Raw genomic sequence first — 25,096 nt, 5'->3', positions numbered from 1 at the left:
TATGTCAGATTTTAATACGCGTTTTGCTGGCATTGCGCGTTTATATGGTCAGCAGGCCTTAGCAAAATTTCAGCGATCACATGTGGTGGTGATCGGTATTGGTGGCGTCGGAAGCTGGGCTTGTGAAGCTTTAGCGCGCTCAGGGATCGGTGAGTTAACGCTAATCGATTTAGATGATGTCTGTGTGAGTAATATCAATCGGCAAGCACATGCGCTGACCGACACGGTCGGCCAAGACAAAGTGGCGGTGATGGCTGAGCGGATCTTACAAATTAATCCAGAGTGTAAAGTGAATCAAGTCGCGGATTTTATTGCCCCGGATAACTTAGCGAGTCTATTACCAGCTAACGCAGACTATGTGTTAGATGCGATTGATGCTGTTAAAGCAAAGGTCGCATTAATTGCCTGGTGCAAACGCAATAAAATGCCACTTATTACAACCGGTGGGGCCGGTGGGCAATTGGATCCAACGCAAATTCAATTGGCTGATTTAACCTTAGCGTTTAATGACCCGTTGTTGGCGAAAGTACGCAATATGCTCAGGCGCGACCATCAGTTTACCCGAAATCCCAAACGGCGTTTTGGTGTGGATTGCGTGTTTTCTACTGAACAATTACGTTATCCACAAGCCGACGGCAGTATTTGCCAACAAAAACCCGACAACACAGGCAGTATGCGCTTAGATTGTAGTGGCGGCTTTGGCGCCGCTATGGTGGTTACGGCAACCTTTGGTTTGGCCGCCGTGTCGCGAATTTTAGTCAAGTTGCAGCAAAAAGCCGCCGTTTAATGGGCGGCGACCACGTCTTTTATTCGATTGACCATCGCATTTAAGCCATTGCCTCGCGATTGGCTTAAATAGGGTTTCAAATTCAAACTATCAAAGCTGCGTTGTAAATCTAGTGTAGAGATTTCTTGCCGCGTCAGGCCATTAACAAAGCATAACATGATAGCCAGTAACCCTTTGACGATGCGGGCATCGCTGTCTAACACAAAAAAGTGTTGTTCGGTGCGGCTATCATAGTAGTGCAGTAGCCAAGCCCGACTTTCGCAGCCTTTAACTAGCCACTCATTTTGGCGCATTTTTTCTGGGATCGGCGGTAATTTTTTACCTAACTGCATCAATAAACGATACTTACTTTGCCAATCTTGAGGTTGTTGTAACTGTGGCAAATCCTGTTGCCGGATAGCCGTAAGGGCTGTCGCAGTATCCGTAATAAGTTGTGCCATGGTCATACCGTAAGGATCTCCACTGCCTGAGCCAATGCTGCTAAACATTGCTCAACTTCGGTTAACTGATTATAAGGTGCAAATGCGAAACGCAGCGCGCCTGGCGCGGCTAATTGTTCAAATAAGGGCATAGCACAATGACTGCCCGCGCGCACAGCAATGTGTTGTTCGTTCAGCAATGCCGCGACATCGGCAGGGTGTTCACCTTGAATGTTCAAGGTCACAATACCGGCATTATCGTGGCGAGACGATAACAATTGAATGCCAGGGATATGCTGTAAGCCATTATGAAAAGCCTTTAATAACAAGCCTTTATAACTGTTTATTTGTTGAGCGTCAAACCCACTAATAAATTTAATGGCCTGAGCAAGGCCCTGCGCGCCCGCAATGTGCGGGGTACCCGCTTCTAAACGGGCGGGTAAGCTGTTAAAGCGACTGCCACTAAAGCTAACATGCTCAATCATTTCACCGCCGCCATGTAACGGTATCAGTCGTTCTAAGAATGCTCGCTTGCCATACAACACTCCGATCCCGGTTGGCCCATATAACTTATGCGCTGAGAAACAGTAAAAGTCGGCAGGCAATTTTTGTACATCGGGTCGTTGCCAAGCGATGCCTTGAGCACCATCGACGATGGTCATGGCCCCGGCCGCTTTTGCGTCGCTTAACATCTGTGCTAAAGGCAAAACATTGCCAAGTGCATTAGATACTTGGGTAAGACTGACAATTTTTGGCTTGCGCTCTAACAGTGTTTGATAGGCGGCTTGATCAAGTTGTCTGTCAACGGTTAATGGGATCACATCGATGATAACCCCATGCTGTTGACAATGCAGTTGCCAAGGTACGATATTCGCGTGATGTTCTAAGGCCGAGATTAAAATACGATCACCGGCTTGCAATATGGTATGCATTAAGCCAAAGGCTAATTGGTTAAACGCCGCTGTGGTACCACTGGTGAAGACAATTTCGGCAGGCTCGGCGGCATTAATAAACTGCTGTACCGTGCGTCTTGCCTCTTCAAATTGGCTTGTTGCCTGTTGGCTTAACTGATGCGTTCCGCGATGCACATTGCTATTGTCATGCTGATAAAACTTTACCAGGCTATCAATGACGACCTGAGGTTTGTGTGTAGTTGCTGCGTTATCAAGGTAGATCCAAGTGGGTTGTTCACGAAAAAAAGGGAACTGTTGACGAAAAGCGGCGGCATCAAACACAGACATGTCGGGAAGCTCAAGACAAAAACAAGGCGACTATTATGCCTAAAGCCACCCCTTTTAGCGAGAAGCACCTTTTAATGAGCCTAATAAAAGCGTCATTACTCAGGCGTATTGGCGATTTTGGCTGGTTTTTGCTGCATAAGGCTAAGGTAAAAGTATTAAAGTAGCTGAGATTACTTTGCAATGATGAGCCAATTGACTGCGCTAAAAACGAAAAAAGCGGCCAATGGCCGCTTTTAAGTTGCTGCTTGCCAGAGCAAATTACTTTTTGTAATCGCGCGCGGCATGGCCAGTGTATAGCTGACGTGGACGACCGATTTTGTGGCCTTTGTCTGCTAACATCTCGTCCCAGTGTGAGATCCAACCCACTGTACGTGACATCGCAAAGATCACCGTAAACATACTGGTAGGAATACCAATAGCTTTTAAGATGATGCCTGAGTAGAAGTCAACGTTAGGATACAGTTTCTTCTCGATGAAGTACGGGTCAGATAACGCAATGCGCTCTAATTCCATGGCGACATCTAATAATGGATCTTTAATGTTCAGTTCGGTTAATACTTCATGACAGGTATCACGCATAACTTTGGCACGTGGGTCAAAGTTTTTATAAACGCGGTGACCAAAACCCATTAAACGGAAAGAATCATTTTTGTCTTTGGCTTTAGCTACAAATTCTGGGATACGGTCAACAGAACCAATTTGTTGTAACATTTTTAAACAGGCTTCGTTGGCACCACCATGTGCAGGCCCCCATAAAGAGGCAATACCTGCCGCAATACATGCGTAAGGGTTAGCACCAGATGAACCGGCTAAACGCACGGTAGAAGTAGAAGCATTTTGCTCGTGATCGGCGTGTAACATGAAAATCCGATCCATTGCTTTGGCTAATACTGGGCTAACTTTATAGTCTTCCGCGGGTACAGAGAACATCATGTGTAAGAAGTTTTCTGAGTAGCTCAGTTCATTACGTGGATAAACGAATGGCTGACCGGCAGTATATTTATACGCCATCGCGGCAATTGTTGGTAATTTAGCAATCAAACGATGAGCGCTACGGGTACGTTGTTGCGGATCGTTGATGTCTAAATCAGAGTGATAGAACGATGACATCGCGCCAACCACACCACACAGCATCGCCATTGGGTGTGCATCAACACGGAAACCTTGGAAAAATGCGGCGATTTTTTCGTGAACCATCGTGTGACGAGTAATGGTTTTAACGAAGTTATCATACTGCTCTTTTGTGGGTAATTCGCCTTCTAATAACAGGTAGCAAGTCTCTAAATAGTCTGATTTATCAGCGAGTTGCTCTATTGGGTAACCGCGGTGTAACAAAATGCCGTTGTCGCCATCGATGTATGTGATTTTCGATTCACAGGAGCCGGTAGACATAAAGCCCGGGTCAAACGTGAAATAGCCCTGTTGACCTAGTGTACGAACGTCAATCACGTCAGTGCCTGCCGTACCAGAGTAGATCGGTAACTCAAAGGTTTTACCATCAATCTGAACGACGGCTTTTTTATCTGCCATTGGATTTCTCCTACTGTTTTATTATCGGATATTAGGGTTAGGGGTATTCTACTCGCAAACCGCACCTGAAAGTCAATTCTAAAGGCTAATCAATTAATAAGTATTCGACTCTAGTCGTATTGCCGTACCGCTAAAAAGCTGTAAAGTTTTGTGTAACGGATTTTTCCGTTAAAAACCAAACAAAAATTGTAATAGCGTGTCATGAAATATATACTATTTGCGGCGTAAAAACAGTTCACCTTACCAGAACCTTTTTGCTGAACCAGCTTTATAGAAAAAGAGTATATCTGCTTCGGGATGTGGCTGTTTTTTGCAGCGACAATAATGACAACTACGCTCTACACGGGCATCGATAGGCAAGACACTGTGAAAAAGCAAAGACCAATAAATCTTGATTTAACAACTATCTCTCTACCTGCGACTGCCAAAGCTTCTATTCTGCATCGGGTTACCGGTGTTGCAATGTTTTTCGCACTGCTTTTTGTTATTTGGGCATGGGCGGTTTCATTGCAAAGCGCAGAAAGCTTTGACTACGTGAAGTCCTTGCTAAACTCACATTTTGCGAAGTTTATCGCATGGGGCACTATCACGGTACTTATTTACCACCTGCTAGGCGGTATCCGCCACATGATCATGGACCAAGGCTACTGGGAGGAACTCGACTCAGGTAACGCCAGCGCCAACATCACTATGGTGTTATGGATTATTTTAGCTGTTTTAGCGGGGGTATGGTTATGGTTTTAAATCAGGCAAGCCTGAAACGCGATGGTGTTCAGGATTACGTATCATTAAGAGCAACTGCTGTTGTCCTAGCGACATACGCACTTTTCATTTTAGGTTTTTTTCTTTTCACTCCAGAAGTGACTTTCGAGATATGGCATGGCCTGTTCAGTAACGTGTTAATGAAGGTGTATACCTTGTTAGCGTTGATCTCGATTGCCATTCATACCCGTATTGGCTTATGGCAGGTATTAACTGACTACGTAAAGTGTGCCAAGTTACGCGCCGCTTTACAGTTTGTCCTGTACGTAATTGCCTTTAGCTACGTGGCAGTGGGTTTATTTGTGTTGTGGGGTGCTTAAGTGAATATTCCAGTAAGAGAATTTGACGCGATCGTCATTGGAGCCGGTGGTGCCGGTATGCGCGCAGCGCTACAAATCACCCAATCAGGTTTAACCTGTGCATTGTTATCAAAAGTTTTTCCTACGCGTTCACACACGGTGTCGGCGCAAGGCGGTATTACGGTAGCGCTGGGTAATAGCCATGAAGATAACTGGGAATGGCACATGTTCGACACCGTAAAAGGGTCGGATTATATCGGTGACCAAGACGCGATTGAATACATGTGTAAAACGGGTCCAGAAGCGATCACTGAATTAGAGAACATGGGGTTACCGTTCTCTCGTACTGAAGCTGGCCGCGTTTATCAGCGCCCATTTGGTGGTCAATCTAAGAACTTCGGTGGCGAGCAAGCTGCCCGAACTGCCGCTGCTGCTGACCGTACTGGTCACGCCTTGTTACATTTGCTTTATCAACAAAACGTTAAAAACCGTACTCAAGTTTTCTCTGAATGGTATGCCCTAGATTTGGTGAAAAACCAAGATGGTGCCATTGTCGGTTGTACTGCTATTGATATTGAATCTGGCGAAATCGTTTATTTCAAAGCCAAAGCCACGGTACTGGCTACCGGTGGTGCAGGTCGTATTTACGCTTCAACCACTAACGCACACATCAATACCGGTGACGGTGTCGGTATGGCTTTACGTGCGGGTGTGCCTTTACAAGATATGGAAATGTGGCAGTTCCACCCAACAGGCATCGCAGGTGCAGGTACCTTGGTAACCGAAGGTTGTCGTGGTGAAGGTGGTTACTTATTAAACAAAGATGGCGAACGTTTCATGGAACGTTATGCGCCAAACGCGAAAGACTTAGCTGGTCGTGACGTTGTGGCTCGTGCCATGATGACAGAAATCCGCGAAGGTCGTGGTTGTGAGGGACCATGGGGTGTTCACATTAAACTAAAACTGGATCACTTAGGTGCTGAAGTTTTAGAAAGCCGCTTACCTGGTATTTGTGAATTATCACGTACTTTTGCGCACGTTGACCCGGTTAAAGAGCCCATCCCGGTTATTCCTACTTGTCACTATATGATGGGTGGTATTCCGACTAACGTCCACGGTCAGGTCATTACACCGAAAGCCGATGGTACAGAATCTGTTGTTGCTGGTTTATTTGCTTGTGGTGAGATTGCTTGTGTATCTGTGCATGGTGCAAACCGCTTAGGTGGTAACTCATTGTTAGACTTGGTGGTATTTGGTCGTGCAACAGGTTTACACCTTGGTGAAGCTTTAGCCGCAACCGCGCAAGCTCGTGATGCCTCTCAATCTGACATTGATGCGGCCTTAGCACGCACACGTCGTTGGGAAGAGAGCAAGCCTGGCCAGGGTGAAGATCCGGTACAAATTAAGAAAGACCTGCAAAAATGTATGCAGCTTAACTTCTCGGTGTTCCGTGAAGGTGAAGCAATGGCCGAAGGTTTACAGCAGTTAAAAGAAATTCGTGAACGTCTGCAGTTTGCTCGTTTAGATGATAAGAGCTCTGACTTCAACACCCAGCGTATCGAGTGTTTAGAGTTAGATAACTTAATGGAAACCGCATTCTCTACTGCTGTTGCGGCAAACTTCCGTACTGAAAGCCGTGGTGCTCATGCACGTTTCGACTTCCCAGATCGTGATGACGAGAACTGGTTGTGTCACAGTGTTTATACTCCAGACACTGAGTCAATGTTTAAGCGTAAAGTGAATCTGGAACCGAAGTTCCGTGAAGCTTTCCCACCGAAAGCACGTAAGTACTAAGAGGGCTACAGCGATGCAGAAATTAGTTTTTTCGATCTATCGTTACAACCCTGATGTCGACCAAGCGCCGCGCATGCAGGATTATACTTTAGACAACCCGGATGGCCGGGATATGATGGTGCTTGATGCACTGGTCAAATTGAAAGAGCAAGATCCAACGTTATCTTTCCGCCGCAGCTGCCGTGAGGGTGTTTGTGGTTCAGATGGCGTGAACATGAATGGCAAAAACGGTTTGGCTTGTATTACACCGCTATCTGCAGTGGGTTTGAAAGGCGGTAAAATCGTGGTACGTCCATTACCTGGTTTACCAGTCATTCGCGATCTGGTTATCGATATGAGCCAGTTCTATACGCAATACGAGAAAGTGAAGCCGTATTTGATCAACGATGGCTTGCCGCCAGCCGGTGAATTTTTGCAAACGCCGGAAGAACGCGCTAAGTTAGATGGCCTGTACGAGTGTATTCTTTGTGCATGTTGTTCAACATCGTGTCCTTCGTTCTGGTGGAATCCTGATAAATTTATCGGTCCAGCGGGTTTATTACATGCTTATCGTTTCTTGGCAGACAGCCGTGATACTGCAACCGAACAACGGTTAAATGACTTAGATGACGCTTTCAGCGTATTCCGTTGTCATGGTATTATGAACTGCGTAAGCGTTTGTCCGAAAGGGTTAAACCCGACTAAGGCAATCGGCCAGATTAAGTCGATGTTGTTAAACCGGGCGCTGTAATGCGCCCTTTTTTAGTGATTTAATTGAAAACTGTCCATCCACTTAGCGGGGTGGCAGTTTTTTTGCTACTTTTTCCAGGTGCTCAAAAATAAGGGAAACTAAATGCACGAAGGTGTAATGAAGGCGTGGTTAGAGTCTTCACATCTTGGCGGTGGTAACATGGCCTATGTGGATGAACTCTATGAATCCTACCTAGCAGAGCCCACCAGTGTTGGTGACGAATGGCGTGAGTTTTTTGCCCAGTTACCAAAGATCGATGGGGTCGAGCTTGAAACCCGACATAGCGATGTGCGTGAACATTTCGCTGAGTTGGCCCGCAACAAACATCGTGAAGTTGTGGTGGTAAACTCTGGTTCTGGTGCTGACAACCGTCAGGTTAAAGTACTGCAATTAATCAACTCTTATCGCTTCCGTGGCCATCAACACGCCAACTTGGATCCGTTAAACCTGTGGAAACAACCTCGGGTACGTGACCTTGAATTGTCGTTTCACGATCTGTCTGAAGCTGATTACGAAACTGAGTTCAACATTGGATCATTTGCTTCTGGTCAAGAAACAATGAAATTGGGCGATTTGCACAAAGCACTGGAGCGCACTTACTGCGGTTCTATTGGTGCTGAGTATATGCATATTGTCTCAACCGATGAGAAACGTTGGATCCAACAGCGCTTAGAAAGTGTGCAATCTCAACCTCGTTTCGATAAAGACACTAAGCTGGGTATCCTGAAAGGATTAATCGCGGCTGATGGTCTGGAAAAGTATTTAAGCTCAAAATTCCCAGGTGCTAAGCGCTTTGGTCTTGAAGGCGGCGATGCGATGATCCCATTACTGAAAGCCATGATCCACCGTGCCGGTGAGCAAGGCGCCAAAGATTCAGTGATTGGTATGGCGCACCGTGGTCGTCTGAATACCTTGATCAACGTACTGGGTAAGAATCCCTCGAAGTTATTTGATGAATTTGCCGGTAAATACGAAGTTGTGGGTGCTGGCGATGTGAAATACCATATGGGTTTCTCATCTGACTTTGCCACCAAAGGCGGTAATGTGCATTTAGCACTGGCCTTTAACCCATCACATTTAGAAATTGTTAACCCTGTTGTTTTAGGCTCTGTGCGTGCCCGTTTAGATCGCCGCGGTTGTACCGACGGCTCGCTAGCACTGCCTATTACCATTCATGGTGACTCAGCTTTCGCCGGTCAGGGTGTAGTTGCTGAAACCTTCAACATCTCGCAAACGCGTGCATTCAAAGTAGGTGGCACCATCCGCTTGGTCATTAACAACCAAGTGGGTTTTACTACGTCAAACCCTGAAGATACGCGCTCAACCCCTTACTGTACCGACATTGCTAAAATGGTACAGGCGCCCATTTTTCACGTGAACGGTGATGATCCTGAAGCGGTAGTGATGATTGCGCAATTAGCGGTTGATTATCGTAATACCTTTAAGCGTGATGTGGTCATCGATTTATTCTGTTATCGCCGTAATGGCCATAACGAAGCCGATGAGCCAAATGCAACGCAACCTCTGATGTATCAGAAGATCAAAAAGCACCCAACGCCGCGGGAAATTTACGCTGAGAAGTTGGTGCAAGAAGGGGTTATTACTGCTGACGAAGTGAAAGCATTAATTGACGGTTACCGGGATGCTTTAGACAAAGGCGATTGTGTTGTTGAAGAATGGCAACCGATGGCACCTTCTTCAGTAGATTGGACGCCTTTCATTGGCAAAGACTGGGATACCCATTATGACGCCAGTCTAAAGCTTGAAGAACTCAAAGCGTTAGGTGAAAAAGCCATACAGGTGCCCGCAACGCATGTGTTACAACGTCAGGTTGGTCGTGTCTATGAAGACCGCGCATTGATGTTAAAAGGTGAGAAGAAAATTGACTGGGGTTTTGCTGAAATCTTAGCTTACGCCTCGGTGGTTGGTGAAGGAAGCCGTATCCGTATTGTTGGTCAAGACTCTGGTCGCGGTACCTTTTTCCATCGCCATGCTGTACTGCATAATCAAACGGATGGTTCAACCTATACGCCGTTAGAGAAAATCAGTGAACAGCAGGGTAAGTTTGAAGTTTTCGACTCGGCCTTATCTGAAGAAGCCGTTTTAGCGTTTGAATACGGTTATGCGACAGCAGAGCCACGGGCTATGGTTATTTGGGAAGGTCAATTTGGTGACTTCGCCAACGGCGCCCAAGTGGTTATTGACCAATTCTTAAGCTCTGGCGAGCAAAAGTGGGGTCGTTTATGCGGTTTAACTTTATTGTTACCGCACGGCTATGAGGGGCAAGGCCCTGAGCACTCGTCTGCTCGTCTGGAACGTTTCTTACAGCTGTGTGCTGATCACAACATGCAAGTGTGTGTGCCAACGACACCAGCGCAAGTTTTCAACATGTTACGCCGTCAAATGGTGCGGCCAATGCGTCGTCCATTGATCGTAATGTCTCCAAAATCATTGTTACGTCACCCATTAGCGACTTCTTCGTTAGAAGAACTTGCCTCGGGTACCTTCCATAACGTGATTGGTGAAATTGACGAACTTGATGCAAAAGCGGTGAAACGTGTCGTGTTCTGTAGCGGTAAAGTGTATTACGAATTGCTTGAAGAGCGTCGTAAGCGCGAGCAAACCGATGTGGCTATCGTGCGGGTTGAACAACTTTATCCTTTCCCGCATGAGGAAATGGCCGAAGTATTAAGCCAGTACCAACATGTAACTGATTTTGTTTGGTGTCAAGAAGAGCCACAAAACCAAGGTGCTTGGTACTGTAGTCAGCATCACTTCCGTGCTGCAATTCCAAAAACGGGTTACCTGAATTATGCCGGTCGTGAAGCGTCGTCTTCACCTGCAGTAGGTTACTTGTCTGTGCATAACAAGCAGCAACAAGCTCTCGTTAATGACGCGCTAACCGTTAAATAATGATTTTCCAGCCTGCATGCTGCAGGCTGTGATAACTGATATAGACCAACCGTTAAAGGTGAAAAAGTGGAAATTAAAGTACCCGTACTTCCGGAATCTGTTGCAGATGCAACCATCGCCACCTGGCACGTAAAAACTGGTGAAGCCGTTAGCCGTGATCAGGTATTAGTAGATATTGAAACTGACAAAGTTGTGTTGGAAGTTGTTGCACAAGCAGATGGTGTGATGGGCGAAATCATCCATGACACTGGTGCAACGGTAACGGCAGAAGAAGTCATTGGTAAAATGGAAGCTGGTGGTGCACCAGCTGCTAAGAAAGAAGAAGCGCCGGCAGAAAAAGCCGCAGCAGCTCCTGCTGCCGATGACAGCAATGACGATGCGTTAAGCCCCTCTGTACGTCGCATGATTTCTGAAAAAGGCTTAGATGCCAGCAAAATCAAGGGCACAGGCAAAAACGGTCGCGTAACAAAAGAAGATGTTGAAAAGTTTGTTGCTGCCCCAGCCAAAGCTGCCGCGCCTGCTACAGCTGCTGCGCCAGTGGTTGCTGCCGGTGATCGCAGTCAGAAACGTGTTCCTATGACTCGCCTGCGCAAAACGATTGCAAATCGTTTATTAGAAGCGAAAAATTCAACGGCCATGTTGACCACTTTTAACGAAGTTAACATGAAACCTATCATGGATTTACGCAAGCAATATCAAGATGTGTTTGAGAAGCGTCATGGTATCCGTTTAGGCTTTATGTCTTTCTATGTCAAAGCGGTTACTGAAGCGTTGAAACGTTTCCCTGAAGTGAACGCGGCGATCGACGGTGATGATATTGTTTATCATAACTACTTCGATGTTAGCATCGCAGTATCTACGCCTCGTGGCTTAGTCACGCCTATCTTACGTGATTGCGATAAAATGAATCTGGCTGAAATTGAAAAAGCCATCAAAGAATTAGCCCTGAAAGGTCGCGATGGCAAGTTAGCTATGGACGATCTGTTGGGTGGTAACTTCACTATCACTAACGGTGGTGTCTTTGGTTCCTTGATGTCTACGCCGATCATCAACCCACCACAATCTGCTATTCTTGGCATGCACAAGATCCAAGACCGTGTAATGGTTGTTGACGGTAAGATGGAAATTCTGCCTATGATGTATTTGGCACTGTCTTATGATCACCGGATCATTGATGGTAAAGAGTCAGTAGGTTTCTTAGTGACCATCAAAGAATTGTTAGAAGATCCAACGCGTATTCTGTTGGACATCTAACGTTTCATTGAATGTATCAAAAATGCTGTTGTTTGGTACAACAGCATTTTTTATCAAACCGGTTGGTACTATAATAAGCACCGAACCAAAATCAGGTTACTCTTTGTTGAGTAACGTCCCAATTCAAAAGAACGGAAAATAGCCATGAATTTGCACGAGTATCAGGGTAAGCAACTGTTTGCCCAATATGGTTTGCCTGTATCTAAAGGCGTTGCCGCAGCTACAGTGGAAGAAGCGGTAGCAGCTGCAGATGTAATCGGCGGCGATATGTTCGTTGTCAAAGCTCAAGTACACGCTGGTGGTCGCGGTAAAGCGGGTGGTGTGAAGCTAGTTAAGAGCAAAGAAGAAATCAAAGCATTTGCTGACAAATGGCTTGGTAAGAACCTGGTAACCTATCAAACAGATGAAAAAGGTCAGCCGGTAAGCCGTATTTTAGTTGAGCCATGCACAGATATCGCTCAAGAATTGTATTTAGGTGCAGTTGTTGACCGTTCTTCACGTCGTATCGTATTTATGGCGTCAACTGAAGGTGGTGTGGAAATTGAAAAAGTTGCCCACGAAACTCCAGAAAAAATCTTAAAAGCTGCGGTTGATCCTTTGGTGGGTGCTCAGCCATACCAAGGCCGTGAGTTAGCCTTCAAATTAGGTTTAGAAGGCAAGCAAGTTAACCAATTCGTGAAGATCTTCTTAGGTTTAGCAAAACTTTTCCAAGAAAAAGATCTGGCTTTATTAGAAGTTAACCCATTGGTTATTACACCTGCTGGCGATTTACACTGTTTAGATGCCAAGCTCGTTATCGATGGTAATGCCTTATATCGTCACCCTGATCTGAAAGCGATGCAAGATCCTTCACAAGAAGATCCACGTGAAGCGCATGCTGCTTCATGGGAGCTAAACTATGTTGCCTTAGGTGGTGACATCGGTTGTATGGTTAACGGCGCTGGTTTAGCCATGGGTACGATGGACATCGTGAAATTACACGGTGGCCAACCTGCTAACTTCTTAGACGTTGGCGGTGGTGCAACCAAAGAGCGTGTTGTTGAAGCATTCAAAATTATCCTGTCTGATACTGCGGTTAAAGCCGTTTTCATCAATATCTTCGGCGGTATCGTACGTTGCGATATGATTGCTGAAGGTGTTATCGGTGCAGTAAAAGAAGTGGGCGTTAAAGTTCCTGTTGTAGTTCGTTTGCAAGGTAACAATGCAGAATTGGGCGCAAAAGTGCTGTCTGAAAGCGGCCTGAACATTATCGCTGATACCGACCTAACAAGCGCGGCTAAACAAGTTGTTGCTGCAGCGGCTAAGGCATAAGGGGTAAGTAATGAGCGTTTTAATTAATAAAGATACCAAAGTCATTTGTCAGGGTTTTACTGGTGCACAAGGCACATTCCACTCTGAACAAGCCATTGCTTACGGCACAAAAATGGTTGGCGGTGTAACTCCGGGTAAAGGCGGTCAAACGCATTTAGGTTTACCGGTGTTTAACACTGTAGCAGAAGCGGTGGCAACTACGGGTGCAACTGCATCAGTCATCTATGTACCTGCGGCATTTTGTAAAGATTCTATCTTAGAAGCGGCAAATGGCGGCATTAAGCTGATCGTTTGTATCACGGAAGGCATTCCAACTTTAGATATGTTGGATGCCAAAGTGAAATGTGACGAGTTAGGCGTCGTGCTGATCGGCCCTAACTGCCCAGGCGTTATCACGCCAGGCGAATGTAAAATCGGCATCATGCCAGGTCACATTCATAAGCCAGGTAAAGTGGGTATCGTTTCGCGTTCAGGTACTCTGACGTATGAAGCGGTTAAACAAACCACAGATTACGGTTTTGGCCAGTCTACTTGTGTTGGTATCGGTGGTGATCCAATTCCAGGTTCTAACTTCATTGATATTTTGAAGTTATTCCAAGAAGATCCACAAACTGAAGCTATCGTCATGATCGGTGAAATTGGTGGTTCTGCAGAAGAAGAAGCAGCCGCTTATATCAAACAGCATGTGACTAAACCTGTTGTATCTTACATTGCTGGTGTAACTGCACCTGCAGGTAAGCGCATGGGTCATGCTGGTGCAATCATCTCTGGTGGTAAAGGTACTGCTGACGAAAAATTCGCTGCTTTAGAAGATGCCGGTGTTAAAACCGTGAAGAGCTTAGCGGATATTGGTCAAGCTCTGAAAGAATTAACGGGCTGGTAATCTAGCTTGTTAGTCGAAAAACCCGCTTTTAGCGGGTTTTTTTATGTCTAATACCTTTGAATTACAGTTGGGGGTTGATTTTTAGAGTCATTTATCTAACATGAAGAAAGCGGTTAAGTGTCCATTCAGCTTTACTGTTATTTTACTAATAATAATCAGGGAACTTCCTATGAGAATAATGCCATCAGATTCTAAAATTAAGCCGCTTTCCATAGCCATAAGCTGTGTACTGGCCGGTTCACTTTTTCAAGTTCACGCCCAAGACGCAGAAGCTGACGCGCCCACAGCAGATGAAAAAGCCGAACGTATTCAAATTATCGGTTCACGTATTCGTACCGACGGTTTAGATCAAGCTGCGCCAATTGAAGTAATTAATGCCAGTGTTGCTGCCAGCCAAGGTATTAGCAACTTAGGTGAGTTATTACGTAATTCCACAGTTGCTGCAGGTTCAAACCAAATTACTGCTGCGGCTTCTACGGCGTTTGTTACTGAAGGTGGTGTCGGTTCAGAAAGCATTTCATTACGTGGTTTAGGTGCAAACCGTACGTTAGTTTTATTAAATGGTCGTCGTGCTGGCCCAGCGGGTACACGTGGCCAAGTCGCTTCTTTCGATCCGAACATTTTGCCTTTATCAGCAATTGATCGTATTGAAATCTTAAAAGATGGCGCTTCTTCGTTATATGGTTCTGACGCCGTGGCCGGTGTGATCAACATTATTACGAAGAAGGGTGATGAAGGTACCATTAACTTTAATACCTCGCAGCCTTTGGAAGAAGGCGGTGAAAGTTATCAATTAAACGGTACTTATGGTAAAACCTTTGGCCGCGGTTCATTCCGTGTTGTCGGTGATTACAAAGTGCAGCAAGAGTTGGCTCAAGGTCAACGCAGTTTCTTTAACTGTGCTGAGCGGTATTTGTTTGATCCAACGACCAATGAGCGAGTTGACCCTGTTGATCCGCGTACCGGCAGTTACCATTGTAATGATTTACTGTGGGGTCATGTTTGGCTTTACGATTACCAAGGTGATGGCGGCAACGTCCCAGGGGGTGCAAAGGCGCAATATGATTATGATGGAAACTTAGGTAACTTCATTCCTGGGTTTGCAACTGATCCCAACAATCCGGATTTTATGGTGACACCACCAGGTTGGTTCCCGGTAGCTTATGATCGTTTATCAGATTCTGTCACCAACGCTGACCACCCGTTTCAAGATTTAGAAACTCTGATCCCGAAAAACGAATTAATGACCGTGTATGCACAAGGTGATTATGAATTAAATGACACCACCAGTTTATACGGTGAAGTGTTATTAAATCGCCGTCAAACCACCACCAACGGCTATCGTCAGTTCTGGAGCTACAAATATAACGAAGATTTCTTTGCTGGTGATCCATTAAGTGCCGGTTGGACGGGTGCGCAGTGGTTAAGCCCAACCCCGATTACCGATCACTCAGGTGATAAGATCACTGTGGATTACCGCCGTTTTGTTGCCGGTATCAATGGTGATATTGGTAACTGGTATTATGATGTGGCTTATCAAAATAGCTACAGCAGCGGTGATTATAAGTCTAAGCTTATTTATGAAGATGCTATCTCTCCCTATAACTTTTCTTCAGGCTCTTGTGTTGGTGAAACAACACCGATCCGTGGCGTGCCTTGTGTCGATGTACCTTGGTTAGATCCACAGTTTTTAGCCGGTAATATTTCACCAGAAATCCGTGATTTCTTGTTTGGTGAGCAAACGGGTAATACTGTTTATAAACAACAATCAGTGGAAGGTTTTATTTCGGGTGATTTATTTGAATTACCTGCCGGCTTTATCGGTACTGCGGTCGGTTTCCAGTTCCAAAAAGACTCGATCAATGACGTCCCTGGCGAAGAGACCTTACGTGAAAATACCTGGGGCCAAACTGCCGCGGGTATTACTGCCGGTTCACATATCAGCCGTGCAGTATTTACTGAGTTCCAAGTGCCATTAGTGCGAGATCTACCGGGTATTCAAGCGTTAGATTTAACCATCTCAGGCCGTTACACCGATGTGTCTTCTTATGGTGGTGATAATACCTATAAAGCGGGTATCAACTGGACTATCGTTGATGGTGTGCGGGTGCGTGCTTCTCGGGGTACCTCGTTCCGTTCACCAGCGTTATTTGAATTATATTTAAATAACCAAACAAGCTTTGTTGGCCAGCGTAATATCGATCCATGTATTAACTGGGGGCAGGGTGTTGACAATGGTACTATCGATCCGCGCGTTGCTACCAACTGTGCTACTGATGGTATTCCACGTGACTTCGCAGGTGGTGCTATTTCAGCAACGGTAACCACAGGCGGTGGTGCTGGTCAGTTAGAAGCCGAAACCTCGATCTCTGAAACCTTAGGTTTTGTCTGGACTCCTGATTTCGAAAATCATGATATCAGCGCGTCAATTGATTACTTCAACATTGAAATTTTTGGCGAAGTCACTAATTTGACTGCGGGTCAGATCTTAGGTAACTGTTATATTTCTGATAACTTTAGCACTGAACCACTTTGTACGCAGTTTGATCGTGATCCTGTTGATTTGCGCATTACCAATGTGCGTGGTGGTTATTTAAACATTGCTAACCAAGTTAACCGCGGTGTCGATATTACCTTAAATTATGCTACTGATACTAAGTTTGGTCGTTTATCTGCCACTTATCAGCATACGCGTCAGATCGAAGCGGCAAGTCAATTGTTTGCTGATAGTGATCCAATCGACCGTACCGGGCAATTTGGTAGTCCAGAAGACGTAGGTAACCTGTTTGTTGGCTTGGAATACCAAGATTGGAGTGTAAACTGGATCGCACGTTATACTGGTGCGGTATCAAACGAGCAGTTTGTCAGCAGTAGCCCCACTTACCGTGGCGAAGCGGTTAAGTTAGTTGCGGCAGCAGATGCGGTGGTTTATCACACTTTCTCTGTTACTAAAGACTTTGCTGATGCAGGTTTAGATGTAACCTTGGGTGTGGCTAATGCTTTTGATAAAGAGCCGCCAAAAGTCAGTGCCGGTAGCTCTGTCACTCGTTTAGGCACCTCAGCGTTCTACAGTCAATATGACTGGTTAGGTCGTCGGGTGTTCTTAAATATGTCTTATAATTTCTAATTATAAGTGTGAGTAAAAATGCCGACTTAGGTCGGCATTTTCCTTTTGTTTAGTCTTGTTGTTGGAAACCAGCCTCATGCCTCGCGTGTTTGCCAAGCCTGATACTTTGAACGATCTTAATCCACAATTTAACCAGCCAGCTTTGACACAACCGGTGTTTTTAAACTCAGTGCCTAAGTGCGGTACACATTTGTTGCGTAATATTTTCCGGATGTTTGTTCCTGTTGCACAACAATATCATGACGCTTTTGTGCAAATTCCTAACTTGCGCCAGTGTCTGCCAGCGTTTAATCCGGCCAAGCCGATGTTAAGTTGGGGGCACTTACTGTTTTCGGATGAATCGGCCTTAGCCACGCAAAAAGCGGTGCAATATATTATTGTGCGTGACCCTTATGACTGGGTATTAGCGCGTGCACGCTTCTTTTTATCTGACACCTTTCAAGGCCAGATGGACCATTTAAAAGGTGGCCGCATTAAAATCAATGAAATGCTCAATATGATGATTTTCGGTATTTATCAAAAAGCGCCAACCTTACAAGAAATTTATAGCCATAACGCTGTTGCCTGGCTAGGCACCGGCATCAAATTAGTGCGTTATGAAGATGTGATTACCCATTTAAAAAAACTCGATACGCCCGCCGCCGAGCAGTATTTTACTGAGTTATTGCAGCCAGTATTAGTTAACGGTTGCTTACCCGAAGATTGGCGCCGCCGTATTGAACTGGGTTCAGATCGCCAGCAGAGCGGCACCTACAGAGAGAATCTGGCTGGGATCAGTGCCGAGATCCCAGACGAATTACCCGATATGCAAAAACGTTTAGTCGAATATGCTGCGCCAGGTTTGCGGCATATTTTAGGTTATTACTAACAGGAGAGTCGGTGATGCAGCGACCGCAAGTATTAATTGTTGGCGGCGGTTCAGCCGGTTGGATGACAGCAGCTTACCTTAATGGCGCATTAAATAAAGCAGGCCGTGAACCTCGCGTGGATATTCATTTATTGGAGTCTCCTGATATTCCACGCATTTCAGTGGGTGAAGCAACGATCCCTTCTATGCGTCATCTGTTAGCGGTAATTGGCGTTGATGAAATGGAATTTATGCGGGCGACAGATGCCACGTTTAAGCAGTCAATTAAGTACGCCAACTGGGTACACAACGATAATACGTTCTATCACCATCCTTTTAGCAGTATGCGTACGCAACCCTTAGACCATTTAGCCGAAGAATGGCTGCGCAGTGATCGCAGTATTCCCTTTATGGAAACCTGCTCAGCACAACCGATTATTTGTGAGATGGGTTTAGCGCCCAAAATGCTTGGGCAATGGGATATGGGCCCACCGCTTAATTATGCTTATCATATGAATGCGCAAAAGTTTGCCGATTATTTGCGTGATTTTTCCGTGGCCCGGGGGGTTAAACATACTCTGGCCAATCTGCAAGACGTGCAAATGAAGGCTGAGCAGCGCATTGGCGCTATCGTCACCGATCAAGGGACATCGCTGGCGGCCGATTTGTTTGTCGATTGCACCGGTTTTAGTGCCAAATTAATCGAAAAACAACTCGGTGTGGGTTTTGAAGATTGTTCCCAGTGGTTGCTCTGCGATCGCGCCATTACCATGCATATTCCTTACGATCGGTTCTATCCGGGTATGGTGCGACCCTATACTACGGCCACCGCATTATCCAATGGTTGGATCTGGGATATCCCCATGCAAAACCAACGGTCAGTCGGTTATGTTCATAGCAGTGCTTTTATTAGTATTGAAGAGGCTGAGCGTGAAATGCGTGCTTATCAAGGGGTGGGGTGTGAAGATTTGCCGCATCGGGTGGTTAATTTTAAAGTCGGCCGTCGTAAACAAAACTGGCAAGGTAACTGTGTGGCCATTGGCTTATCGGGAGGCTTTATTGAACCGCTGGAATCAACCGGTTTATATCTCAGCGATTTAGGCGCCGTCACCTTAGCGGAGCATTTTCCGTTTGCCGCTGAAGATATGCCGCTGCTGGCCAGTCGTTATAATCGTATTTTATCTAATCGCTTTTATGAAATTCTCGATTTTATCAATATGCACTATTGCATGACACAGCGCACCGACACCGCTTTTTGGCGAGAAGTACAAAAACCGGAGCGAATTACCGAGCGTTTAAAAGCCAAGTTAGCATTTTGGAAAGTTAAACCGCCTAGTGCCCATGATTTTCAGGATCAGTGGTTCCCGGGGATGGATGCACAGGGCAGTCATGATGGTTTCAGTGATATGCGTGCGGCGGTTGATACCGGCGGGTTGTGGAATCACGAAAGTTATCAATGCATTTTATATGGTATGGATTACCTGCGAGCGCATTGTGCAGAACGTTACGGGCCGAATTTACCGGCAACGCAAATTCACCGAGCGATATTACAGCGCTTACAAATGGCACGACACAAATTGCCGCCACATGCGCATTGGTTACAGCAAGCCGTTGGCATGCCAACCTATGCGACTGCGTCCAAACCTGCGGGTTGGGTCTAATCTGACATTAGCGTGTCACGGAGCAAACAGATGTTGCTATGGGCAGATTTACAGCGTTTAAACCGCCTAGAGCGGCGCTGGTTGCAGTGGTTTTTATGTATTATTTTGAGCAGTACAATCTGGTTTAGTTGGCAAAGCACGGATTGGCAGAGCTATGGGTCAATAACCCTAAATTGGTTTATCAGCCCGCTGAGTGCCATCAGTGGTGTCCTGTGCGTGGTGATGGTCGCCAAAGGCTTGATGTCGAACTGGATTTGGGGGCTGATCAGTGCCAGTAGCTACGGTTTGCTCGCTTGGACCTCGGGCTATTATGGTGATTGGCTAATTAATTGGTTTTACTTTTTACCTGCGCAATTTTTTATTTATTTTAGCTGGCGTCAACATCTTTGCGCTGAAAGTCAGATCATCAAGATGCGGCGGTTAGGGCGGCATTGGTTTTGGGTGTTGGCTTTAGTTGTGCTGGGGATTGCGACACTCACCGCGGTATTAGCCGAGCTTGACGGTTTTATTAGTGAAGCCTTACAGCGCAATTCACAGGTGTATGCCAGCTTACGCGAATTAACCGGGCTGACGTTTAGCGGCCCACTGCTGGATAGCGCGACGGTGGTATTACAAATTGCTGCGCAATTATTGATGATCCGCATGTATGCGGCGCAGTGGCCATTTTGGATCCTGACCAATGTGTTAACGTTGTTTGCTTGGAGTCTGGTGTTGCTGACGGATCCAAGTGCAACAGCCTATGCGGTACCCACTTTATTAATGTGGAGCGCATTTTTAATGAATTCGATTTACGGCATGATTAGCTGGCACAAAGGAGCATCAGAGCATTGAGTAAAGTAGGCGTTTTTCCAGGGAAGTTTTTACCGCCTCATCGCGGCCACTTAACCGCGATACTGCGCGCTCATGCATTGTGTGACAAACTGTATGTGGTGATCAGTGAGCGAAGCCATGAAGATGGTGAGTTATGTCGGGTTGCCGGTATTCCTTATATTGACGGTGTACTTCGTCAACGTTGGTTATCGCAAGAGCTGCAAGGTTTGGGGATCCGGGTATTGCTGCAAAACGAAGATGCGATCCCTGCGTTTCCGCAAGGTTGGGGAGAATATGCCGGGTTGTTACAACACACCGTGCCAGAGCCGTTTGCAGTGATATTTGGTGGCGAAGAAGATTATCGTGCCGGTCATCAGCAGCATTTTCCTAACATCGATTATCGGGTATTAGATCCGCAGCGCACCCAATGGCCGATCAGTGGCACTGAAATTCGCAACCGACCTTATTTGCACTGGGATTATATTGCCGGTGCTGCTCGGCCGTTTTTTGCACGTAAAGTGCTGATCACCGGGCCTGAATCTTGCGGTAAAACCACCTTAACTCGTAAGCTCGCCAAAGTATATTGTACTTCTTGGTCAGAAGAGCTGGGGCGTGATTATCAAGAAGACGTGGTCGGCGGCAATGGCGATTTATTTAATTTAGAAGATTTCAATCGTATTACCCATTTGCAATACGAGCAAGATTGGCATGCCTTACGTAGTGCCAACAAGGTCTGTTTTTTCGATACTGATGCGGTGGTTACCGCTTTTTTCAGTCAGGTGTTTTTAGGCAATGTCGCCAATCGTATCGAGAGTTTTATTGATCCTTTAAAATATGACTTAATCATCGCACTGGAGCCAACCGTGCCCTGGGTAGCGGATGGCATGCGCGAATTGGGTTCGCCGCAAATACGCCAACAAAGCTTTCAGCAGTTACTCGACTTATATCAGCAGTATGGTTTTCCCGCAGATCGCATTTTACGTGTTAGCTCGGCTGATTATTACGAACGGTTAGAGAGTTGCATCAGTGCGGTTGATGCATTATTGCAAAAATAGCCTTGCTGATTAAAATCTTTGCAAACAGTGCTGACCAGCAGTAGTCAGCGCCGGTTCGGCTGTTATAATGCCACATCATTTTTCGGTTCACGTAGAATAAAAGGACACCAAGTATTATGTCGGACGTCATTTCGCGCCCAACGAATTTTATACGGCAAATTATTGATGCCGATCTGGCCAATGGTAAGCACAGTGGCGTTCAAACTCGTTTCCCGCCTGAGCCTAATGGTTACCTGCATATTGGTCATGCTAAGTCGATTTGTTTGAATTTTGGTATTGCGCAAGATTATCAGGGCCAGTGTAATCTGCGTTTTGATGATACTAACCCTGAAAAAGAAAACGTCGAGTTTGTTGAGTCGATTAAACGTGACGTTAGCTGGTTAGGTTTTGAGTGGTCTGGCGATGTGCGTTACTCATCAGATTACTTCGAACAGCTGTATGGCTATGCGGTGGAGTTAATCAACAAAGGTTTAGCCTATGTCTGTTTCTTAAATGGCGAGCAAATGCGCGAATACCGTGGCAATTTAACCCAGCCGGGTAAACCTAGCCCATATCGTGATACCAGCCCAGTAGAAAACTTAGCCTTATTTGAAAAAATGCGAGCTGGTGGTTTTAAAGAAGGTGAGTGCTCATTACGTGCAAAAATCGACATGAGCTCCTCTTTTATCTGTTTGCGCGATCCGGTTATCTACCGGGTAAAATTTGCGCATCACCATCAAACGGGTGACAAGTGGTGCATTTACCCAATGTATGACTTTACCCATTGTATTTCTGATGCGTTAGAGGGTATTACGCACTCGTTATGTACGCTGGAGTTTCAAGACAACCGCCGTTTGTACGACTGGATCTTAGATAACATCAGTATTGCATGTCATCCACAGCAAATTGAGTTTTCGCGTTTAAACCTTGAATATGCGGTGATGAGTAAGCGTAAATTACAAACCTTAGTGGCAGAGCAAGTGGTACAAGGCTGGGATGACCCACGTATGCCGACGATCGCCGGTTTACGTCGTCGAGGCTTTACCGCTGCCGCCATTCGTGAGTTTGCTAAGCGTATCGGTGTGACGAAGCAAGATAACGTTATTGAAATGAGCGCGTTAGAAGCCTGTATTCGTGAAGATTTAGACACGTCAGCACCGCGGGCGATGGCCGTTCTTGATCCGATCAAGGTCACTATCACGAATTATCCAGCAGATAAAATTGAGTGGTTATCCGCGCCTAATCATCCCAAAAATGAAATGGGTGAGCGCCAAGTGCCGTTTGGCCGTGAACTTTATATTGATCGTGCTGATTTTCGTGAAGAAGCCAATAAAAAATATAAACGTTTAGTTTCGGGTGGTGATGTACGGTTACGTAATGCCTATGTGATTCACGCAGACGAAGTGGTCAAAGACGATGCCGGTAATATTATTGCGTTAAACTGCAGTTACTTACCTGAGACACTAGGTGAAAACCCGGCTGATGGTCGTAAAGTGCGTGGTGTGATCCACTGGGTAGAGCAAACGCAAGCGTTAGCCGCAGAGTTCCGAGTTTATGATCGTTTATTCAGTGTGGCTAACCCTGCAGCCGAAGAAGATTTCATCAGTACTGTTAATCCACAATCCTTAGTGATTAAGCATGGTTTTGTCGAGCCATCGTTAGCGACAGCCGTGGCCGAACAAGCTTATCAGTTTGAGCGTGAAGGCTATTATTGTGCAGATAACCAAGATTCTAGCGCAGCTAAACTGGTATTTAATCGTACAGTAGGGTTACGTGATAGCTGGGGTAAAGAAGAAGAGTAAGCTCTAAGGCAGCAGAAAACGGCTGCCTTAGTGTTTAACCCAATAACGGCCGCTTTGCGGCTGTTATTTTTTAAACAGCATCCCTAAGCCAACAATCGCCGCGATGGCACCGCCAACGAGGAACCAAATGGCATTATCGGTTGGGTTGCCAGTCACCACTTCAGTGACTTGAGAGGCAGTAGAGTGATACTCGGTATAGCCAAAATATAATAAAATGGCGCCGGCAACTAACAAAGCTAATCCAATAATCTTATTCATTTACTTCTCCTGTATGATGAAAGTGCCTAAGCTGTTAACAAACAACTTGGAAGTAAATGTAGCATATAACTATCGGTATGACATTGTTGGCTTAGGGTCGACGACAATTCGCAGCAGGAGTACAGCATGGAAATCTTTTGGGCCGTATTATTTTTCGCCTTTTCAACCACGATTACGCCCGGGCCGAATAACGTGATGATGATGTCGTCAGGTGTTAACTATGGCATTAAAGCCAGCTTACCGCATTGGCTGGGCATTTGCCTGGGGTTCCCGTTCATGGTGTTGTTGGTCGGTTTAGGCTTTGCGGTGGTGTTTGAACGCTTTCCTCATCTGCATCAACTGATTAAAGTGCTGGGTACGGTTTACCTGGTATACCTGGCTTGGAAAATTGCCAGTGCCCATCCACAAAGTATTGCCACGGGTAAAAGCAAACCCATGAGTTTTTGGCAGGCGGTGCTGTTTCAGTGGATTAACGGCAAGGCCTGGGTGATGGCTTCTGGCGCGATGGCGGCTTTTACCAGCGTGGGCGGGGTTTATTGGTTAGAAGTAAGCAGCATTACATTGGCCTTTTTACTGATGGCCTTTCCTTGTGTCGGCGTGTGGTTGTTGTTTGGTGTGGTGTTAAAAAAGCTGTTAAATAACACCTTCGCGCAGCGGCTATTTAATGCCGCTATGGGCGTTATTTTATTATTGTCTGTGCTGCCGGTGCTTCTGGAGTTATGGCAGTTCTATTTTAGTCCGGTTTAACGATGAATGGCGCTCAAGAAAAAATTGCGCTAGAGCATGAAGCCGCTCGCATTTTTATGCGGCTGTATGAGCAACGTTTTGCCGTTAAAATGCGGCATATTTGGCATAACGAGCCAGCGCGCCCCGATGTGTCTTGTTATTATGACGATCAAAAACTCGATTTAGAAATTGCCCACTTATATGGCAGTGAAGCAGAAGCCATGCATATTTTAGGGCGAGCACTGAGCCAACAAACCCATCAAGAATTAATGGCGTTGCTGCGCGTACCGGCAGCACAGCGTTTGTTAGCAGCACTGAATCGGATTATTGCTAATAAAGCAGAAAAGCATTACGACAGCGAGCGAGTTTGGCTGGTGATCCGTAATGCGAATCCGCTTTGGCGTCGCGCAGATATGTTGGCGCATTGCCACAAGTTACAGTTACCGCAGCAGCATCCCTTTCAACAGATTTGGGTAGTCGGGGATTTATTAGGGCAATCGGGTATTTTGCCGTTGTACCCCCGCGCGCTACTAAGTGCTGAGGTGGCAAAGTGCTAAGCCTATATCGGCGCTTAGCCAGCTGGTTGTCTCCTTGGCAAACCTGGTATCTAGCTTTGGCATGCGGTATCGCTTTGCTGATAATTGGCAGCTTAATTTTTGCTCCTAATACTTTGAATCCGCATGCTTTGTTAGGGCTGTCGGTCGCGTTGTTGTCTTGCCTTTGTTGCTGGTTAATCAGTGCCTTGTTCAGCAAAGCGCCGTTACAACCTGCCGGCTTTTTTCGGCGGTTATTTTATCGCAGCGGCCAATATTTACTGGCGTTCTTACTGAGCCTGATCTTATTTAGCTGGCTGTTATTATTGCTGCGTATGCTCAGTTTACTGCTGCGGCATTATGTTTTTTAATGGA

21 protein-coding genes and 1 pseudogene are annotated in these 25,096 nt (G+C 45.9%); 18 read left to right on the top strand and 4 right to left on the bottom strand.

From position 1 onward, the window contains the following. Nucleotide 1 precedes the first annotated feature (1 nt). A complete protein-coding gene (tcdA, locus tag JAO78_RS03760; protein ID WP_226750019.1) occupies nt 2-787 on the top strand; it encodes a tRNA cyclic N6-threonylcarbamoyladenosine(37) synthase TcdA in 786 nt (261 codons plus the stop codon). Here the strand turns inward: tcdA and JAO78_RS03755 are convergent. From JAO78_RS03755 to gltA, 3 genes are all read right to left on the bottom strand, one after another. After that, nucleotides 784-1,227, bottom strand: coding sequence for a SufE family protein (locus JAO78_RS03755; RefSeq protein ID WP_226750018.1), 444 nt, complete (start codon nt 1,225-1,227; stop codon nt 784-786). The two genes, tcdA and JAO78_RS03755, sit on opposite strands and share 4 nt — an antisense overlap. 2 nt (nt 1,228-1,229) lie before the next feature. After that, nucleotides 1,230-2,447, bottom strand: a complete 1,218-nt coding sequence (locus JAO78_RS03750; protein WP_226750017.1) for an aminotransferase class V-fold PLP-dependent enzyme — start codon at nt 2,445-2,447, stop codon at nt 1,230-1,232. A 258-nt stretch (nt 2,448-2,705) separates the two neighbouring features. Then, nucleotides 2,706-3,977 (bottom strand): citrate synthase, encoded by a 1,272-nt coding sequence (gene gltA / locus JAO78_RS03745; protein WP_226750016.1) that lies wholly within the window; start codon nt 3,975-3,977, stop codon nt 2,706-2,708. Between the two features lie 366 nt (nt 3,978-4,343). Between gltA and sdhC the strand changes: the two genes are divergently transcribed. The 14 genes and pseudogenes from sdhC to glnS all read left to right on the top strand — a co-directional run bounded on the left by sdhC (nt 4,344) and on the right by glnS (nt 23,204). Continuing rightward, nucleotides 4,344-4,721, top strand: coding sequence for a succinate dehydrogenase, cytochrome b556 subunit (sdhC, locus tag JAO78_RS03740; RefSeq protein ID WP_226750015.1), 378 nt, complete (start codon nt 4,344-4,346; stop codon nt 4,719-4,721). Next, nucleotides 4,712-5,059, top strand: a complete 348-nt coding sequence (sdhD, locus tag JAO78_RS03735) for a succinate dehydrogenase, hydrophobic membrane anchor protein (protein ID WP_226750014.1) — start codon at nt 4,712-4,714, stop codon at nt 5,057-5,059. The genes sdhC and sdhD overlap by 10 nt, the downstream gene beginning before the upstream one ends. Beyond that, on the top strand, nt 5,060-6,832 hold the full coding sequence (gene sdhA / locus JAO78_RS03730; RefSeq protein WP_226750013.1) for a succinate dehydrogenase flavoprotein subunit: 1,773 nt from the start codon (nt 5,060-5,062) through the stop codon (nt 6,830-6,832). Between the two features lie 13 nt (nt 6,833-6,845). Then, on the top strand, nt 6,846-7,562 hold the full coding sequence (locus tag JAO78_RS03725) for a succinate dehydrogenase iron-sulfur subunit (protein WP_226750012.1): 717 nt from the start codon (nt 6,846-6,848) through the stop codon (nt 7,560-7,562). Nucleotides 7,563-7,664: 102 nt separating this feature from the next. Next, a complete protein-coding gene (locus JAO78_RS03720) occupies nt 7,665-10,475 on the top strand; it encodes a 2-oxoglutarate dehydrogenase E1 component (protein ID WP_226750011.1) in 2,811 nt (936 codons plus the stop codon). Between the two features lie 63 nt (nt 10,476-10,538). After that, nucleotides 10,539-11,729: pseudogene (gene odhB / locus JAO78_RS03715) on the top strand (2-oxoglutarate dehydrogenase complex dihydrolipoyllysine-residue succinyltransferase); the annotation flags it as partial. Between the two features lie 144 nt (nt 11,730-11,873). Continuing rightward, on the top strand, nt 11,874-13,040 hold the full coding sequence (gene sucC, locus JAO78_RS03710) for an ADP-forming succinate--CoA ligase subunit beta (protein ID WP_226750009.1): 1,167 nt from the start codon (nt 11,874-11,876) through the stop codon (nt 13,038-13,040). 10 nt (nt 13,041-13,050) lie between these two features. Next, nucleotides 13,051-13,923, top strand: a complete 873-nt coding sequence (gene sucD, locus JAO78_RS03705) for a succinate--CoA ligase subunit alpha (protein ID WP_226750008.1) — start codon at nt 13,051-13,053, stop codon at nt 13,921-13,923. Nucleotides 13,924-14,101: 178 nt separating this feature from the next. Continuing rightward, nucleotides 14,102-17,050, top strand: a complete 2,949-nt coding sequence (locus tag JAO78_RS03700) for a TonB-dependent receptor domain-containing protein (RefSeq protein WP_226750007.1) — start codon at nt 14,102-14,104, stop codon at nt 17,048-17,050. Nucleotides 17,051-17,126: 76 nt separating this feature from the next. Further along, a complete protein-coding gene (locus JAO78_RS03695; RefSeq protein WP_226750006.1) occupies nt 17,127-17,918 on the top strand; it encodes a hypothetical protein in 792 nt (263 codons plus the stop codon). Between the two features lie 14 nt (nt 17,919-17,932). Beyond that, entirely contained in the window at nt 17,933-19,558 is a 1,626-nt protein-coding gene (locus tag JAO78_RS03690) for a tryptophan halogenase family protein (protein ID WP_226750005.1), read from the top strand. A 30-nt stretch (nt 19,559-19,588) separates the two neighbouring features. Further along, a complete protein-coding gene (pnuC, locus tag JAO78_RS03685) occupies nt 19,589-20,389 on the top strand; it encodes a nicotinamide riboside transporter PnuC (RefSeq protein ID WP_226750004.1) in 801 nt (266 codons plus the stop codon). After that, a complete protein-coding gene (gene nadR / locus JAO78_RS03680) occupies nt 20,386-21,423 on the top strand; it encodes a multifunctional transcriptional regulator/nicotinamide-nucleotide adenylyltransferase/ribosylnicotinamide kinase NadR (RefSeq protein ID WP_226750003.1) in 1,038 nt (345 codons plus the stop codon). The genes pnuC and nadR overlap by 4 nt, the downstream gene beginning before the upstream one ends. Before the next feature lie 116 nt (nt 21,424-21,539). Continuing rightward, entirely contained in the window at nt 21,540-23,204 is a 1,665-nt protein-coding gene (gene glnS / locus JAO78_RS03675; RefSeq protein ID WP_226750002.1) for a glutamine--tRNA ligase, read from the top strand. Nucleotides 23,205-23,267: 63 nt separating this feature from the next. Here glnS and JAO78_RS03670 read toward each other — a convergent pair whose 3' ends face one another. Beyond that, complete coding sequence (locus tag JAO78_RS03670; protein ID WP_226750001.1) at nt 23,268-23,462, bottom strand: DUF3185 family protein; 195 nt, start codon at nt 23,460-23,462, stop codon at nt 23,268-23,270. A 126-nt stretch (nt 23,463-23,588) separates the two neighbouring features. On the opposite strand from JAO78_RS03670, the gene JAO78_RS03665 reads away from it, so the two are divergent. Genes JAO78_RS03665 through JAO78_RS03655 form a run of 3 tightly spaced genes read left to right on the top strand, consistent with a single transcriptional unit; the run spans nt 23,589 to nt 25,092 of the window. Further along, entirely contained in the window at nt 23,589-24,209 is a 621-nt protein-coding gene (locus JAO78_RS03665; RefSeq protein WP_226750000.1) for a LysE family translocator, read from the top strand. A 2-nt stretch (nt 24,210-24,211) separates the two neighbouring features. Continuing rightward, nucleotides 24,212-24,745, top strand: coding sequence for a hypothetical protein (locus JAO78_RS03660; protein ID WP_226749999.1), 534 nt, complete (start codon nt 24,212-24,214; stop codon nt 24,743-24,745). After that, entirely contained in the window at nt 24,739-25,092 is a 354-nt protein-coding gene (locus tag JAO78_RS03655; RefSeq protein WP_226749998.1) for a hypothetical protein, read from the top strand. Before JAO78_RS03660 ends, JAO78_RS03655 begins: the two co-directional genes overlap by 7 nt. Nucleotides 25,093-25,096 lie beyond the last annotated feature (4 nt).

This window comes from Alishewanella maricola, from assembly GCF_016343785.1.
In the GTDB taxonomy this organism is placed as follows: domain Bacteria; phylum Pseudomonadota; class Gammaproteobacteria; order Enterobacterales; family Alteromonadaceae; genus Alishewanella; species Alishewanella maricola.
Note: the sequence above shows the minus strand (reverse complement) of the source record. Positions and strands in the feature narration are given on the sequence as shown.